The organism is [Acidovorax] ebreus TPSY (assembly GCF_000022305.1).
Taxonomy (GTDB): Bacteria; Pseudomonadota; Gammaproteobacteria; order Burkholderiales; family Burkholderiaceae_C; genus Diaphorobacter; species Diaphorobacter nitroreducens.
On sequence record NC_011992.1, the window covers coordinates 2,593,317 to 2,609,198 of the forward strand.

11 protein-coding genes are annotated in these 15,882 nt (G+C 68.7%); 5 read left to right on the top strand and 6 right to left on the bottom strand.

Annotated elements, in window-relative coordinates; translation table 11 throughout:
- Positions 1–73: 73 nt before the first annotated feature.
- From DTPSY_RS12245 to DTPSY_RS12260, 4 genes are read right to left on the bottom strand one after another with little or no spacing between them, the layout of a single operon-like run.
- Entirely contained in the window at positions 74–1,222 is a 1,149-nt protein-coding gene (locus DTPSY_RS12245) for a BMP family ABC transporter substrate-binding protein (protein ID WP_015913826.1), read from the bottom strand.
- Positions 1,223–1,252: 30 nt separating this feature from the next.
- Positions 1,253–2,173 carry an ABC transporter permease gene (locus DTPSY_RS12250; RefSeq protein ID WP_015913827.1) on the bottom strand — a complete coding sequence of 307 codons (921 nt, stop codon included), beginning with the start codon at positions 2,171–2,173 and terminating at the stop codon, positions 1,253–1,255.
- On the bottom strand, positions 2,173–3,246 hold the full coding sequence (locus DTPSY_RS12255; protein ID WP_015913828.1) for an ABC transporter permease: 1,074 nt from the start codon (positions 3,244–3,246) through the stop codon (positions 2,173–2,175). Before DTPSY_RS12255 ends, DTPSY_RS12250 begins: the two co-directional genes overlap by 1 nt.
- On the bottom strand, positions 3,233–4,834 hold the full coding sequence (locus DTPSY_RS12260; protein ID WP_015913829.1) for an ABC transporter ATP-binding protein: 1,602 nt from the start codon (positions 4,832–4,834) through the stop codon (positions 3,233–3,235). The genes DTPSY_RS12255 and DTPSY_RS12260 overlap by 14 nt, the downstream gene beginning before the upstream one ends.
- Before the next feature lie 180 nt (positions 4,835–5,014).
- On the opposite strand from DTPSY_RS12260, the gene xdhA reads away from it, so the two are divergent.
- Both xdhA and xdhB read left to right on the top strand, forming a co-directional pair.
- Positions 5,015–6,538, top strand: coding sequence for a xanthine dehydrogenase small subunit (xdhA, locus tag DTPSY_RS12265; RefSeq protein WP_015913830.1), 1,524 nt, complete (start codon positions 5,015–5,017; stop codon positions 6,536–6,538).
- The gene (gene xdhB / locus DTPSY_RS12270) at positions 6,535–8,940 is read left to right on the top strand and encodes a xanthine dehydrogenase molybdopterin binding subunit (protein WP_015913831.1); all 2,406 of its coding nucleotides are present in this window, start codon (positions 6,535–6,537) and stop codon (positions 8,938–8,940) included. The genes xdhA and xdhB overlap by 4 nt, the downstream gene beginning before the upstream one ends.
- 35 nt (positions 8,941–8,975) lie before the next feature.
- On the opposite strand, the gene DTPSY_RS12275 is transcribed toward xdhB, so the two are convergent.
- Both DTPSY_RS12275 and DTPSY_RS12280 read right to left on the bottom strand, forming a co-directional pair.
- The gene (locus DTPSY_RS12275) at positions 8,976–11,078 is read right to left on the bottom strand and encodes a sensor domain-containing diguanylate cyclase (protein ID WP_015913832.1); all 2,103 of its coding nucleotides are present in this window, start codon (positions 11,076–11,078) and stop codon (positions 8,976–8,978) included.
- Positions 11,079–11,328: 250 nt separating this feature from the next.
- The gene (locus DTPSY_RS12280) at positions 11,329–11,952 is read right to left on the bottom strand and encodes a Crp/Fnr family transcriptional regulator (protein WP_011806230.1); all 624 of its coding nucleotides are present in this window, start codon (positions 11,950–11,952) and stop codon (positions 11,329–11,331) included.
- A 255-nt stretch (positions 11,953–12,207) separates the two neighbouring features.
- Between DTPSY_RS12280 and DTPSY_RS12285 the strand changes: the two genes are divergently transcribed.
- The 3 genes from DTPSY_RS12285 (at position 12,208) to DTPSY_RS12295 (ending at position 15,876) form a co-directional block, all read left to right on the top strand.
- Positions 12,208–13,230, top strand: coding sequence for a porin (locus tag DTPSY_RS12285; protein ID WP_015913833.1), 1,023 nt, complete (start codon positions 12,208–12,210; stop codon positions 13,228–13,230).
- A gap of 223 nt (positions 13,231–13,453) precedes the next feature.
- On the top strand, positions 13,454–15,355 hold the full coding sequence (locus DTPSY_RS12290) for an EAL domain-containing protein (RefSeq protein ID WP_015913834.1): 1,902 nt from the start codon (positions 13,454–13,456) through the stop codon (positions 15,353–15,355).
- A gap of 83 nt (positions 15,356–15,438) precedes the next feature.
- Positions 15,439–15,876 carry an HIT family protein gene (locus DTPSY_RS12295; protein WP_015913835.1) on the top strand — a complete coding sequence of 146 codons (438 nt, stop codon included), beginning with the start codon at positions 15,439–15,441 and terminating at the stop codon, positions 15,874–15,876.
- Positions 15,877–15,882: the final 6 nt, after the last annotated feature.

Consider the following 15,882-nt stretch of genomic DNA (forward strand, 5'->3'; position numbering starts at 1 on the left):
CGTCGGAATGTGAAAGCGGACCCAGGTTTCAAAGCAAAAGGCGCGCCCATCTTGAGGGGCGCGCCCGTGTTTGTCACTTGCCGTCGGTGCCGGGCACCTTGCCCTCCACGCCGGCCACGTAGAAATTGATGCCGGAGAGGAACTTCAGATCGCCCACCGTGCCGGCGGCCAGCACTTCCTTGCCAGCGTTGTCCTTGATGGGACCGGTCCAGACGGCAAAGCTGCCGTCCTGCATGCCTGCCTTGGCCTTGGCCACGCGGTCCTTGATCTCCTGCGGCACGTCGTCAGCAATCTTCAAGAGGTCGATCGCCCCCTCCTTCACACCCCACCAGTGCGCGCCGCCCTGCCACTTGCCGGCCAGCGTGTCCTCGACCACCTTGGTGTAGTAGGGCGTCCAGTCGATCACGGCCGAGCCCAGGTGCGCCTTGGGCGCATAGGCGCTCATGTCGCCGTCCTTGCCGAAGGCGCGCGCGCCGCGCTCCTCTGCCGCCTTGAGCACGGCCGGCGAGTTGGTGTTCTGGTACATCACGTCCACGCCGCCGTTGAGCAGCGATGCGGCGGCCTCGGCCTCCTTGGGCGGGCTGAACCACTCATTGACCCACACCACCTTGGCCTTGATCGACGGGTCCACGCTCTGCGCGCCCAGCACGAAGCTGTTGATGTTGCGCACCACTTCGGGGATCGGCACCGAGGCCACCACCCCCACGGTCTTGGTCTTGCTCATGCCGCCCGCCACGATGCCCGCGAGGTACGCGCCTTCGAAGGTCTTGGTGTCGTAGGTGGCGACGTTGTCGGCCTGTTTGTAGCCAGTGGCGTGCTCGAACTTCACGTCCTTCAGGTCGGCCGCAACTTTCTGCACGAACTCCTGGTAGCCGAAGCTCGTGGCAAAGATCAGCTTGTTGCCCTGGCCTGCCATGTCGCGCATCACGCGCTCGGCGTCGGCGCTCTCGGGCACGCTTTCCACGAACGAGGTCTCGATGCGGTCCCCGAACTTCTCCTGGATGGCCTTACGTCCCAGCTCATGCTGGTAGGTCCAGCCGCCATCGCCGATGGGGCTCACGTACATGAAACCGATCTTCAGCTTGTCGGCCGCGGGTGCGGCAGCCGGTGCCGGTGCGGCGGCAGGCGCCTCTTCCTTCTTGCCGCAGGCCGCCAGCGTGGCGAGGGCCACAGCCGACAGGGCCACAGCCTTTAAAAGGGATCGTTTATTCAGTACGTTCATTGCGATGGGTTTTATGGATGGGAAACGGGGTCAGCTGCCCGGATGGAACGGCTTTCCGAGCGCGGCCGGCATGTTCGCACGAATCCAGGCCGGGTTGCGCGAAATGAGGACCAGTACCACGATGGTCGCCACGTAGGGCAGCATGGACAGCAACTGGCTGGCCACCTGCACGCCCGTGGCCTGCAGGTGGAACTGCAGCATGGTCACGCCGCCGAACAGGTAGGCGCCCAGCAGCACGCGCGCGGGCCGCCAGGTGGCGAAAGTGGTCAGCGCCAGCGCGATCCAGCCGCGCCCGGCCACCATGCCCTCCACCCACAGCGGCGTATACACGGTGGAGATGTAGGCGCCCGCCAGCCCGCACAGCGCACCGCCCGCCGCCACGGCTCCCAGGCGAATGCCGCGCACGGGGTAGCCCAGCGCGTGGGCGGATTCGGGCGACTCGCCGACCGAGCGCAGCACCAGGCCGGCGCGCGTGCGGTAGAGGAACCACACCATGAGCGCGACCAGCACCACGGTCAGATAGACCAGAGGGTGCAACCTGAACAGCGCCTGGCCCACCACCGGCAGATCGCCCAACACCGGCCAGGCGAACTTGGGCGTGTCCGGCAGCTTGGCCTGCACATAGCCGATGCCCACGAAGGCCGAGAAGCCCACGCCGAACAGGCTCAGGGCCAGGCCGGTGGCGTACTGGTTGGTGTTGAACCAGATCACCAGCACGCCGAACAGCGCCGCCAGCACCGCGCCGGCCGCCATGCCCGCGAGCAGCCCCAGCGTGAAGCTGCCCGTGTGCACCACGGTGGCAAACGCGGCGATGGCCGCGCACAGCATCATGCCCTCGGCCCCCAGGTTGACGATGCCGGCCTTCTCGTTGATCAGCAGGCCCAGCGCGGCGATGGCCAGCACCGTGCCTGCGCTCAGCGTGCTGCCCAGCAGCAATGCGTACGATTCCATCACGCGCGCCCTCCCCTGGCACCCACCCACCGCACGCGGTAGGCAATCAAGGTGTCACACGCCAGCAGCGTGAACAGCAGCAGGCCCTGGAACACGCCCGTGAGCGACCTCGGCAACCCCATGCGCGACTGCGCCAGTTCGCCGCCGATGTAGAACATGCTCATCAGCAGCGCCGACAGCACCATGCCCACCGGATGCAGCCGCCCTACGAAGGCCACGATGATGGCCGCAAAGCCATAGCCCGCCGGGACATACGGCGTGAGCTGGCCAATGGGTCCGGCCACTTCCAGCGCCCCCGCCAGGCCCGCCAGGCCGCCGGAGATCAGCAGCGCCGTCCACAGCGCGCGCCGCGACGAAAAGCCCGCGTAGCGCGCCGCCGCCGGCGCCAGCCCGCCCACCTGCAGCGCGAAGCCCGCGCGCATGCGGAACAGAAACACCCACAGCAGCGCCGCACCCAGCAGCGCCAGCGGCAGCCCGATGGTCACGCGCGACCCCGTGAACAGCTTGGGCATCTGCGTGACGGGCTCGAACATCTTGGTCTGCGGGAAGTTGAAGCCCATCGGGTCCTTCCAGGGGCCGTACACCAGATAGCCCAGCACCAGCGTCGCCACGTACACCAGCATCAGGCTGACCAGGATCTCGTTGGCATTGAAGCGGTCGCGCAGCAGCGCAGTGATGCCCGCCCACATCATGCCTCCCAGCACTCCAGCAACCAGGATGGCAGGCACGATCCACGGACCGGTGGCCTTGTCGGCCAGCAGTGCCACGCCGCCCGCAGCCACGGCGCCGATCACGAACTGCCCCTCCGCGCCAATGTTCCAGACATTGGAGCGAAAACACACCGCCAGTCCCAGCGCGATGAGCAGCAACGGGGTGGCTTTCACCGCCAATTCGCCCAACGCATAGGGCGACTTGATCGGCTCCCAGAAGAACACCTGCAGCCCGCGCACCGGGTCCTTGCCCAGGGCCGCAAACAGCAGCACGCCGATCAGCACCGTGATCGCCAGCGCAAGCAGCGGCGAGCCAAAAACGAACAGGCGCGACGCCTCGGGGCGCACCTCAAGCTTGAGCATGGCCGGCCTCCTCGGGTGCGCTGGTCGCGCGCAGGTGCGCCTGCACCTCGGCGTGCCACAGGCCGCTCATCCATTCGCCGATGCGCTCCACCGTCGCCTCGGCGCGTGGCACCGACGGCGACAGATGCCCCTTGGCCAGCACGTGCAGCCGGTCACAGATTTCGAACAATTCGTCCAACTCCTCGCTGAGCACCAGCACGGCACAGCCCTGGTCGCGCAGCTTCAATATCTCGCCGCGGATCTGCGCGGCCGCGCCCACGTCCACGCCCCAGGTAGGCTGCGAGACGATGAGCAGACGCGGGCCGGCGTCGATCTCGCGCCCCACGATGAATTTCTGCAGGTTGCCGCCCGACAGCGACTTGGCCGCCGCATTCGGCCCGCCCGCCTTGACCTGAAAGCGCGCGATGATGGCGCGCGCCTGCGCCTGCAGTTGCCCCATGCGCAGCCAGCCGAAAGCGCCCACCGCATCGGTGCGGGTCAGCAGGAGGTTGTGCGCCAGCCCCATGCTGGGCACGGCGCCGCGGCCCAGGCGCTCTTCGGGCACGAAGTGCAGGCCCAGCGCGCGGCGCTGGCGCGGGTTCATGCGGCCGACGGGCACCAGCCCCTGCGGCCCCGCCACCTGCACCATGGCGGGCGCGGCGCGCTGGTCCTCGCCCGACAGGGCGTAGAGCAACTCTTTCTGCCCATTGCCCGAGATGCCGGCAATGCCCACCACCTCGCCCGCACGCACCTCCAGGTCGATGTCGATGAGCGGCACGCCGAAGGGGTCGGCCGCCGGCAGGCTCAAGGAACTGGCGCGCAGCACCACCCCGCCCGTGGTCACCTCACGGTGCGCCAGGGCCGGCGGCTCGGCGCCGATCATCATGCGCGACAGCGACGCGTTGGACTCCTGCGAAGGATCGCACACGCCCGTGACCACCCCGCCGCGCATCACCGTGCAGGCCGTGCACAGCGCGCGGATTTCATGCAGCTTGTGGCTGATGTAGAGAATGCTGCATCCCTCGCCGGCCAATTGCTTGAGTACCACGAAGAGCTTGTCCACCGCCTGCGGCGTGAGCACCGAAGTGGGTTCGTCCAAGATCAGTAGCTTGGGCTGCGTGAGCAGCGCGCGGATGATCTCCACGCGCTGCATCTCGCCCACGGAGAGCGTGTGCACGGGCCGCAGCGGGTCGATACCCAGGCCGTACTCGGAGGCCGTGGCACGGATGCGGCGCTCCACCTCGGCCAGCGGCACGCTCTTGTCCTGGCCCAGCCAGACGTTCTCGGCCACGGTCAGGGTGTCGAACAGGCTGAAATGCTGGAACACCATGGCAATGCCCAGCTGGCGCGCCTCCTGAGGATTGCGCACCTGCACCGGGCGGCCGTCGAACAGCATCTGGCCCTCGTCGGGCTTCACGGCGCCGTAGATGATCTTCATCAGCGTGGACTTGCCGGCGCCGTTCTCGCCCAGCACCGCATGCACCTCGCCGGGCTGCACCGTGAGCGATACGCCATCGTTGGCCACCACGGCCGGGTATCGCTTGGTGATGCCCGTCAGCTGCAGCCGCGGCGCGCCGGTGGCGGGGGCAGAAGGGGGTGAGGGATTCATCCTGCGATTGTCTCCTAGTTTTTTGGACGGCTGCCTGGAATCAAAACAGCATGCGGCGCCGACCCACCGGGCGCCAGCAGCTACTTTTTTTATAGCAAACCGTCGGCCACCAACCACGCCGGCGGGGTTGTGTGTACCGCCCTATGGTCAAGCCGGCGCCTGCGGCATACCCTTGGGCACATGACAACGCCCCGCCCCTTACGCTTCATCCGCCGCGGCCGGATCGTGCAGTTGCACGGCATCGCGCCCGACCGCACCCTGCTGGAGATTCTGCGCGAGGACCTGGGCGCCACCGGCACCAAGGAGGGCTGCGGCGAAGGCGACTGCGGCGCCTGCACCGTGGTGCTGGGCGAGGCGCGCCAGGGCCGCATGCACTACCAGGCCGTCAACAGCTGCATCCGCCTGGCCCATTCCATCGACGGCATGGCGCTGTGGACGGTGGAGGACCTGGCGCACGACCCGCTGATCCGGCCCGCGTCCGACCCAAAGGGCAGCGCACTGCATCCCGTGCAGGAGGCGCTGGTCCAATGCCACGGCTCGCAGTGCGGGTTTTGCACGCCGGGTTTTGCCATGAGCCTGTTCGGCCTGTACCAGAACGAGGTCTGCCAGAACCGAGGCATCACGCGCACACAGGCGGCCGAGGCGCTGTCGGGCAACCTGTGCCGCTGCACGGGCTACCGCCCCATCCTGGATGCCGCACAGCAGATGCAGCAACTGCCGCGCGTGCAGGTGGACGAAACCGCGTTGCTACAACAATTGGAGCTTCTCGCGCTTACCCCGCAAGCGCTAGAGGCCGATTTCTCTTATATCTCGCCGGCCACGCTCCCTGATCTGCTGGCCGCGCGCGCCGCCCACCCCGACGCGCAACTGGTGGCCGGCGCCACCGACCTGGGCCTGTGGATCACCAAGCAGCACCGCCGCTTCCCGCGCCTGTTGGACGTGACGCGCGCCGCGGAACTGACCGGCGTGGCCGAGCACGACGGCCTGCTCACGCTGGGCGCGGCCGTATCGCTCACCGATGCCTTCTCTGCGCTGCAGGCCCGCTGGCCGCAACTGCACCGCTTTGCCGCGCGCTTTGCGGGCCTGCCGGTGCGCAACAGTGGCACGCTGGGCGGCAACGTGGCCAACGGCTCACCCATTGGCGACTCGATGCCGCTGCTGATCGCGCTGGGGGCGCAGGTGGAGCTGGCCAGCACGCGCGGCAGCCGGCGCATGCCCCTGGAGGATTTCTACACCGGCTACCGGCAGAACCAGTTGGCGGCAGACGAGCTGCTCACCTTCATCCACCTACCTCTGCCCACGCCGGACCAGCGGCTGGCGGACCAGCGGCTGGCGGCCTACAAAGTCTCCAAACGCTTTGATGACGACATCTCTGCCGTGTGCCTGGCCATCCACCTGCACATCGAAGGGCAGACCATCACCCAGGCGCGCATCGGCGCGGGCGGCGTGGCCGCCACCCCGGCACGCGCCCGCCAGACCGAGGCTGCGCTGACCGGCCAGCCCTGGACCGCCGCAACGGCGGAGCGCGCCGCCGCCGTGCTGCAGGCCGAATTCAACCCCATCAGTGACATGCGCGCCAGCGGCGCCTATCGCCGTGAAGTGCTAGGCGCGCTGGTGCGCCGCTTTTGGCGCGAGACCCGCGGCGGTGCGGAGACCCCAGCGCTGGAGCGCCTGCAACCCCTGACGCTGGAGGCCACGCCATGAAGCGCGATGACGACCACGCTCCCACTGCGCGCACGCCCGTTGGCCGCGCGGCCGCTGGCAACCCAACGGTCATGACCCAACCCGCGATGGGCCAGCCCGCCATGGGCCAGCCCGCCATGGGCCAGCCCCACGCGCACGAGAGCGCACGCGCACAGGTGGTGGGCAGCGCCTACTACATCGACGACTTGCCCGAGGTAAAGGGCACGCTCTACGCCGCCCCCATCCTCAGCACCGTGGCGCACGGGCGGCTGGAAGGCGTGGACACGCAAGCCGCACTGCAGCTTGCGGGCGTGCACGGCGTGGTGCTGGCACAGGACATTCCGGGCGATCCGGTACTGGCGGCGTTCGCCCATGATGAGCCGGTGTTCGCGCAGGCTACGGTGCAACACATCGGCCAGGTGATCGGCCTGGTGGTGGCCGAGTCGGTCATGCAGGCGCGGCGCGCGGCGCGGCAGGTGAAGCTGAGCATCACCCCCCTGCCCGCCATCCTCACCGTACAGGACGCCTTGGCCGCCGAGAGCTATGTTCTACCGCCCGTGCACGTACGCCGGGGCGACGCGGCCCAGGCGCTGGCGCAGGCGCCGCACCGCCTGCAGGGGCGACTGGAAGTCGGCGGGCAGGAGCATTTCTATCTGGAGGGTCAGATCGCCTATGCCCTGCCGCAGGAACAGGGACAGTGGCTGATCCACTCCAGCACCCAGCACCCCGGCGAGGTGCAGCACTGGGTGGCGCATGCGCTGGGCATCGACAGCCACGCGGTGCGCGTGGAGTGCCGGCGCATGGGCGGCGGCTTTGGCGGCAAGGAAACGCAGGCCGGCCACCTGGCCGTGTGGGCGGCGCTGGCGGCGCACAAGTTCGGCCGGCCCGTCAAGCTGCGCCTGGACCGCGACGACGACTTCATGGTCACCGGCAAGCGCCACCCCTTCGCCTACGAATGGGACGTGGGCTTTGACGACGCCGGGCGCATCACCGGCCTCAAACTGATGATGGCCGCCAACTGCGGCTTCAGCGCCGACCTGTCGGGCCCCGTGGCCGACCGCGCGGTGTTCCACTGCGACAACGCGTACTTCCTGGAGCATGTGGAAATCGCCTCGTACCGCTGCAAGACGCACACCCAGAGCCATACCGCGTTCCGCGGCTTTGGCGGACCGCAGGGGGTGATCGCCATCGAAACCATTCTGGGCGACATCGCCCGCGCCCTGGGCCGGGACGCGCTGGACGTGCGCATGGCCAACCTCTACGGGCTGCACGAGCGCAACGTGACCCACTACCAGATGACCGTGGAGGACAACATCCTGCACGATTTGCTACCGCAATTGGAGCAGTCCGCGCTCTACAGGCAACGGCAGGAGGCCGTTTTGGCATGGAATGCCGCGAACCCCGTGCTCAAGCGCGGCTTGGGCCTGACGCCGGTAAAGTTCGGCATCAGCTTCACGGCCACGCTGTTCAACCAGGCCGGGGCGCTGGTGCATGTGTACACCGACGGCAGCGTGCAGGTGAACCACGGTGGCACCGAGATGGGCCAGGGCCTGCACACCAAGGTGGCGCAGATCGTGGCCGATGAGCTGGGCGTGCCCCTCTCCCGCGTGCTGGTCACCGCAAGCGACACCGCCAAGGTGCCCAACGCCAGCGCCACCGCCGCCAGCAGCGGCACCGACCTGAACGGCCGCGCCGCGCAATTCGCGGCGCGCCATGTGCGCGACAACCTGGCGGCGTTCGTCTGCGGGCTGGACGGCTGCGGCGCGGGCGCCATCCGCTTCGCGGGTGGGCAGGTCATATCCCCAAAGCGCACGCGGCGCTGGGAGGACGTGGTGAAGGAGGCCTACGCCAACCGCATCCAGCTGTGGAGCGACGGCTTTTACCGCACGCCCAAGATCCACTACGACAAGACCACGCTCACCGGCCGGCCCTTCTACTACTTCGCCTATGGCGCCGCCTGCACCGAGGTGGCCATCGACACCCACACCGGCGAGAGCCGCGTGCTGGCCGTGGACATCCTGCACGACGTGGGCCACAGCATCAACCCGGCCATCGACCTCGGCCAGATCGAGGGCGGTTTCGTGCAGGGCATGGGGTGGCTTACCACCGAGCAGCTGGTGTGGAACGACGAAGGGCGCCTGGCCACGCACGCCCCCAGCACCTACAAGATCCCCGCCACGGGCGACGTGCCCGAGCACCTGCGCGTGCAGCTGTGGCACCAGCCCAACCGCGAGGACAACGTGGGCGGCAGCAAGGCCGTGGGCGAGCCCCCGTTCATGCTGGCCATCAGCGTGTACGAAGCACTGCGCAATGCAATCGCTGCGGCCCGGGGGGACGGCGGCGCCGATGCGCGCGCGCCCGTGCAACTGAGCGCGCCCGCCACGGCAGAAAACGTGCTGCGCGCGATCGGGCGGCTGGAGTAACCCGCCGCCGTGTGCGGCCATGCCAGCCGAGCCGTTCAGGCCGGTACCTGCACGCTGCCTACGGCGATGCGGTTGCGCCCGGCGCGCTTGGCCTGGTAGCAGGCCATGTCGGCGGCATAGAGCAGCGCCGCCACACCGTGCGCACCGGGCGCCAGCGGGACCAGCCCCACGCTCAGGCCCAGGGTGAAGCTGCGCCCGCCATATGCGGGCTCCCACGCCTGCACGGCGGCGCGCAACTGCTCGGCCACGGCCTGCCCGCGCGCCAAGGAGCTGCCCGGCAGCACGATGGCGAACTCGTCGCCGCCCACGCGCGCAGCCCAGCCGTTGTGCCGCACTTCCGATTCGAGCAGACGTGCCAGATGGCGCAGTACGTCATCGCCCGCATCATGGCCGGCAACGTCGTTGACCACGGTGAAATGGTCCAGGTCCATGAACAGCAGCACCCCGCCGTCTTCCTCCGGCACACCCCGCGGGCCCCGCGCAGCACGCGCGTCCAGCAGCATCTGCAGGCGCAACTCAAACTCCGCGCGGTTGAGCAGTTGGGTCAAGGGGTCGTGGGCGCGCTCCCAGGACTGCTGCTGGCGCGCTGCACGCTCCGCAGTGAAGTCTTCCAGCGACCACACCAGGCCGCTAGCCGGCACGCCGGGCTCCACCAGTTGCCCCTGCGCCCGCACCCACAGCGTGCTGCTGTCCTTGCGCAGCAGCGGCAGTTCGCCATCGAAGCTGCCGTGGGCCGCAAACCGCGCACGCACCTGCTGGGCCACATCCACTGCGCCGGGCGGCGAAGCCAGCAGATCCGTCAGCCGGCGCCCCTGGAGCTGCGCCGGCGCATAGCCCAGCATGCGGCCGGCCTGCTGGCTCACGACCTCCACCTGCTCGTCGCGGCTGACGACGATGCCCAGCGGCACGTGCGCCAGCACCGCACGCAACTGGCGCGCCGACGCTTCCGACCCGCGCTGTTGCAGCCGCCGGTGTTCCAGCAGCCGGGTGCAGACGCGCACCACATCGTCCACCTCGCCAGGGCTGTGCGGCCATGGGCCGTCATACCCGGCGGACCCGCTCGCCGGCGCACCAGCGGCCTCCGCGTCCATCAGCGCTCGGGCACGCTGGCGCAGCAGGATCAGCGGGCGCGCGATCCACAGCATGGCGCCCAGCGCCAGCAGGGCCACCAGCGCCGTGGCCGCGGCCGCGAGCGCCCAGGCCCGGCGCTGGACACCCTGCATTGGCGCCAGCACGGCCTGCGAAGCGCTCACCCGGGCCACCACCCATTGCGGCATGGGCACGCTGGCCAAGCTCACCACGTGGTCCGCCTGCACGGTGGTTTGCGCGCGCCCGGCCAGCGGCGCATCGTCCGCGCGGCGCCAGCGCGCATAGGCCTCGCCCAGGCCGGGCTCGTCGGCCACCTGGCCCAGCACGCGCTCCATATTGGGGTGCGCCAGGATCACCCCATCGCGCGTGAACACCACCAGCTGCGAATCGCTGCGTGCGGGCAGCGCCAGGGAATGTGGCAGCAGTCCCTGCGATTGCAGCCGCAGCACGCCCGCCACGGCCCCGATGACGCGCCCCTCCCCCCGCAGCAGCGGCATGGTGAACATCACGCGCGCCTCGGCCGGCGTGGCGCCAATGAGGCCCGACACCAGCGGCTTGCCGTCCAGCAGCGTGCGCACGAGGTAATCGCGCTCGCCCGGGTCCAGACCCGAGGCCTTTTCCAGCTTGCCATAGCGCAGGTTGATGGCGAGGTTGCCGTCCTTGCGCGCAACCTGGATGGCGTCGAAGAAGCGCACGGCCGGCAGGCCCTGCTGCAGCAGCCATTCCAGCGACGCGGGGGACTCCAACAGCTCGGGGGTGATGCCCTCGGCCACGGTGGCAAGCACCTTCTGGCTCTGCTCGATCTTGCTGGCCAGCAACCGCGCCACCAGTTCCACCTCGTCGTTCTGCTGGCTGACCAGGCGCTGCATGACCTCCTGACCCGCGGCGCGCGACAGCACCCACACGGTGAGCATTGCGGAGAGCACGATGGCCAGCGCCGCCACCGCCAGCAGCTTGCCCACCAGCGGACCGGGCAGCCATGCGAAGCCTTCAGGCTCCCGCTCGGGCGCCACGTCTTCCCACGCGGCAACATGCTCGGGCGGTGTCATGGGCGCTCCGCGTTCGAAGCGCCCGAAACGAGAGGATCGAGGAAGGCGCGAACCATGGTCGTAGGGGGGCTGCAGCCTCACCAGAGGCCCGAACCAATATACGCAGGCACCCCCGGCTCCAGACTGGGTGGAACCCTGTGACGGCGCGGGAAAAACCCTGACGCCTCAGGCCTTCAGGTAGAGAGCAGTAACAACTGGATGCAAAAGGGCCGCCGCAGCGGCCCCATCGGGCGGAGTGCCCAGCGTGTGCTCAGGCGCCGGCCACCAGCTGCAGCGCGCGGGGCTGCGGCAGGCTCAGCACGTTGCCCGTGCCAGCGATCAGGCCGTGCTCGCGCAGATGGCGCAGCACACGCGAGAGCGTCTCGGGCGCAATGCCCAACTGCGCCGCAATCAGGCGCTTACGCTGGTGCAGCGTGACGCGCAAGCCGCCGTCTTCACTGTTTTGCGCATGGCGCAGCAGCCACTGGGCGCAGCGGGCTTCGGCGTCCTGGGCCAGGCGGCTCACGGCCAGTTCTGTCTGTTGGCAGTAACCGGTGGCCATGTCGCGCAGCAGCGCCTGTGCGCCCACGGGCAACTCATCAAAGGTGCGCTTGAAGTCCTCCAGCGGCAGCCGGCGCAACTGCACGCGGGTGTCCGCCACCATGTCCACGGCGCAGGGCTGCTCCAGCAGCGCGGTGGCGGCGTCGAGCCAGAACGGCCCTTCGACCACGCCAAGCTGGTGGCGCATCACGCCGTCCTCGCGCACGCCCAGCAGCACGCGGCCACTGTCAAGGTAGAGCACGGACGCAGGTTGTTGGTGGCGCTCACGCAGCACCTCGCCCGCGGTGGCCACCTCGATCTGTGCGGACTGGTCGGAGGACGGTAGGGGGAACATGACCGCCACTGTGCCGGCGCACCGCCCGTCCTGCTTTGAGCGAAATCAAAAGTGGACGTGCAACCGCGGGCGTGCCGGGCCGCCTCACGCGCCGTTCCGGCGGGTACGGGCGCAACAACTTGCGTTCGCAGTGTTGCAAAAACACGAAAAAGGCTGGCGGCATGATGTTTGCTTGACCACAATCGCTGCCTGACACGAAACCGTCATAACAACCCCTGCGCCAGCCGCGCATCCCCGCCCTACAGAGGAGAACCCATGTACCGCCATTTGATCGCCCTTGCCGCCGCCACGCTGTGCGCGGCCACGGCGCACGCCCAAACCTCCGTCACGCTTTCGGGTCTGACCGACGTCTACGTCGGCTCCATGAAGATGGCCGGCGACGCCGACCGCAGCTCGGTGGTCAACAGCGGTGGCATGACCACCTCGTGGTTCGGCTTCACCGGCTCCGAAGACCTGGGCGGCGGCTTGAAGGCCAACTTCCAGCTCACCTCGTTCATCCAGGTGGATGCCGGCACCCAGGGCCGCTTTCCGGGCGATACGTTTTTCTCGCGCGACGCCAACGTGAGCCTGTCGGGCAGTTTTGGCTCCGTGCTGCTGGGCCGCTGGATGGCACCCAACTTCCTGCCGTCCGTGGTGGGCAACCCGCTGGGCGACTCGTTCACGTTCTCGCCGCTGATCCTGCACAAGAACGTGCCGCTGTTCAACGCCTCCGGCTGGCAGGCCACCACCCCGTCCGACACAGGCTGGAGCAACCAGATCGCCTACAGCACGCCCGACATCGGCGGCTTCAAGGCCAACCTGCAGTACCAGTTCGGCGAACTGCCGGGCGATAACGGCAAGAAGAACGTCGGCGCTAATTTCTTCTACTTCGGCGGCCCGCTGACGCTGACTGGCTACTACGAGCGCGACCAGATCAGCAACCCCGGCCAGGGCACCTACCTGGGCACGACCAAGAAGGACTGGATGCTGGCCGCAGCCTACGATTTCAACGTCGTGAAGCCGTACCTGAGCTACGGCCAGACCAAGGCCGACAACAGCCCCGGCAAGGCCAAGACGATGCAGGTCGGCGCATCGGCCCCGCTGGGCGGCGGCAGCCTGTTGGCTTCCTGGGTCAAGACCGAGCTGACGGACTCGGACCTGGACCGCAAGACCTTCACGCTGGGCTATGACTACAACCTGTCCAAGCGCACGGACGTGTACGCGATGTACATGAACGACAAGATCACCAACCAGTCCACGGGCAACAGCTTCGGCGTGGGCATCCGCCACCGGTTCTGACGAAGCCGGCCCTGTCGGCCACTGCACGGCACGCGGCGCCATGCGCCGCGTGCTTTTTTTTGCCCGCAGATACACCAATGAAAAGTGGCCCTGACGCTTACGGACAAAGCGCCAGCAGCTATTAATTCAATACCGTCCATCGCCCTTGCCCGGCGCATGCGCGTCACGGGCTTGTCACCCGGAAGGCCTACGCTCCCCTTTTAACAGTTACCAATTGCTACCGATGCCTGATGCTCCGCGGCTGTCTCTGCGCGCACTGCTGCCTTCGCTGTCACCCAGGGTGCGGCGGGGCGAAGGGCCGCTGGCGCGGCTGCTGCGCGCGGGTGGGCTGCACTGCGTATTCCAGCCCCTGGCCGACCTGCGCGAGGGGAACATCTATTCACACGAGGCGCTGATCCGCGGCCCAGAGGACTCGCCGCTGCAGTCGCCCGACGCCTTGCTGGCCCAGGCACGCGCCGAAGACCTGCTGCACGACTTCGAACTGCTGTGCGTCGCGCAGGCACTCACCCAATGGGGCCAGCAGGCCACGCCGGGCCGGCTGTTCGTGAACATCAGCGCCGACGCGCTGGTCTGGGGCGTCGGGCTGTGCGGCGCGGAGCCTCTGGCCCACGTGGTGCGCCGGCTGGGCGTGTCCCCGCACATGGTGGTGCTGGAGATCACCGAGCACGAGCGCGTGCACGACCTGGTGCCGCTGCGCGACGCACTGCGCCAGGTGCACGCCAGTGGCATGCGCCTGGCGCTGGACGACTTCGGCGACGGCCATTCCAGCCTGCGCCTGTGGTCGGAGGTGCGCCCCGACTTCGTGAAGATCGACAAGTACTTCACGCGCGACATCGGCCAGCACCCCGAGAAGCTGCAGATGCTGCAGGCGATCCGCGGCATTGCCGAAGTGTTCGGCACTACGCTGGTGGCCGAAGGCATCGAGACCAGCGACGAGCTGCGCGCGCTGCGCGACCTCGATATTTCCTACGGCCAGGGCTACCTGCTGGGCCGGCCCGCGCGTACCGCTCGCATGGCGATCGAGCCGCCCGCGCTGTCCGTGCTGCGGGACCGCCGCGTGGCCGTGCTGCCGCACGGCGGCCAGCCCATGCGCCCGGGCATCCTGCGCAACCTGCTCATGGCGCAGGCGCCCACCGTCACGCCCTGCACCAGCAACGATGCGGTGGCCGAGCTGTTTCGCACGCATGGCGATCTGCACGCCATTGCGGTGCTGGAGTGCGAACGCCCCGTGGCGCTCATCAACCGCCAAGAGTTCATGAACCACTACGCCACGCTGTACTTTCGCGAGGTGCACGGCCGCAAACCCTGCATGGCGTTCGCCAGTACGTCGCCGCGCGTGGTGGAGATGGACTGCGACGTGGAGCATCTGGTGGGCATCCTCACCTCGCAGGACCAGCGCTACCTCAACGACGGCTTCATCGTCACCGACAACGGGCGCTACGCGGGCCTGGGCACCGGCGAGCAACTGGTGCGCGGCGTGACCGAAGCGCGCATCGAGGCCGCGCGCCACGCCAACCCCCTCACCTTCCTGCCCGGCAACATCCCCATCAGCCTGCACATGCAGCGCCTGCTGGACAACCGCGCGGCCTTCGTCGCCTGCTACGCCGACCTGAACCACTTCAAGCCCTTCAACGACCACTACGGCTACTGGCGCGGCGACCAGATGATCCGCCTGGTGGCGCGGCTGGCGCTGACGCACTGCGACCCGCAGGCCGACTTCGTGGGCCATGTGGGCGGTGACGACTTCATGCTGCTGTTCCAGAGCAGCGACTGGCTGGCGCGCTGCCAGCGCATCGTGGACTCGTTCGCGCGCGAGGCCATCGCCCTGTTCGATGAATCCGCGCGCCAAGAAGGCGGCATCTGGGCCGAGGACCGGCATGGCGTGAACCGTTTCTTTCGCTGCACCACGCTGTCGATCGGCGCGGTGCGCGTGCCGCCGGGCAGCATGGAGCATGCCGAAGAGGTGGCCAACCTCGCGGCGCTGGCCAAGCGCGATGCCAAGCAGTCGCACGCGGGCATCGCCTGGCGCGACGCCGGCCCAGGCGGGCTGGTCTGCCTGCAATCGCCCTTGACGACCATCGATGCGGCGCGCGCCGCGCCGCGGGCCCAGGCCGGCGCGCACTAGGTCCTTACACTCCAGCGCGACAGGGTCGCCGCATCCCCATCCGCGGCCAACCCGGACATTCCAACCTACAGGAGAGACCACCCGTGCCCATGTTCGTTGACACCTCGCCGCCCGGCCAATGCATCTTCTGCCGGCTGGTGGCCGGCGAAATCCCCAGTGCCAAGGTCTATGAGGACGCGCTCACGATCGCCTTCATGGACATCGGCCAGGTCACGCCGGGCCATGTCCTCGTCGCTACCAAACGGCATGCGGCCACCTTGCTCGACACGACCCCCGAAGAGGCCGCGGCGCTGATGCAGACCGCGCGCCGCGTCGCGCTGGCGGTGCGTACGGCGTTCGACCCGCCCGGGCTCACGCTGCTGCAGGCCAATGGCGCGCTGGGCGGGCAGACGGTGGCGCATGTGCACCTGCACGTGGTGCCGCGCCATGAGGACGACGGCATCACCTTCACCTGGCCACGCCAGGAGCCGCCAGCCGCCGTGCTGGCCGGTTATGCCGAGCGCCTGCGCGCGGCGCTGTAGTCCGCG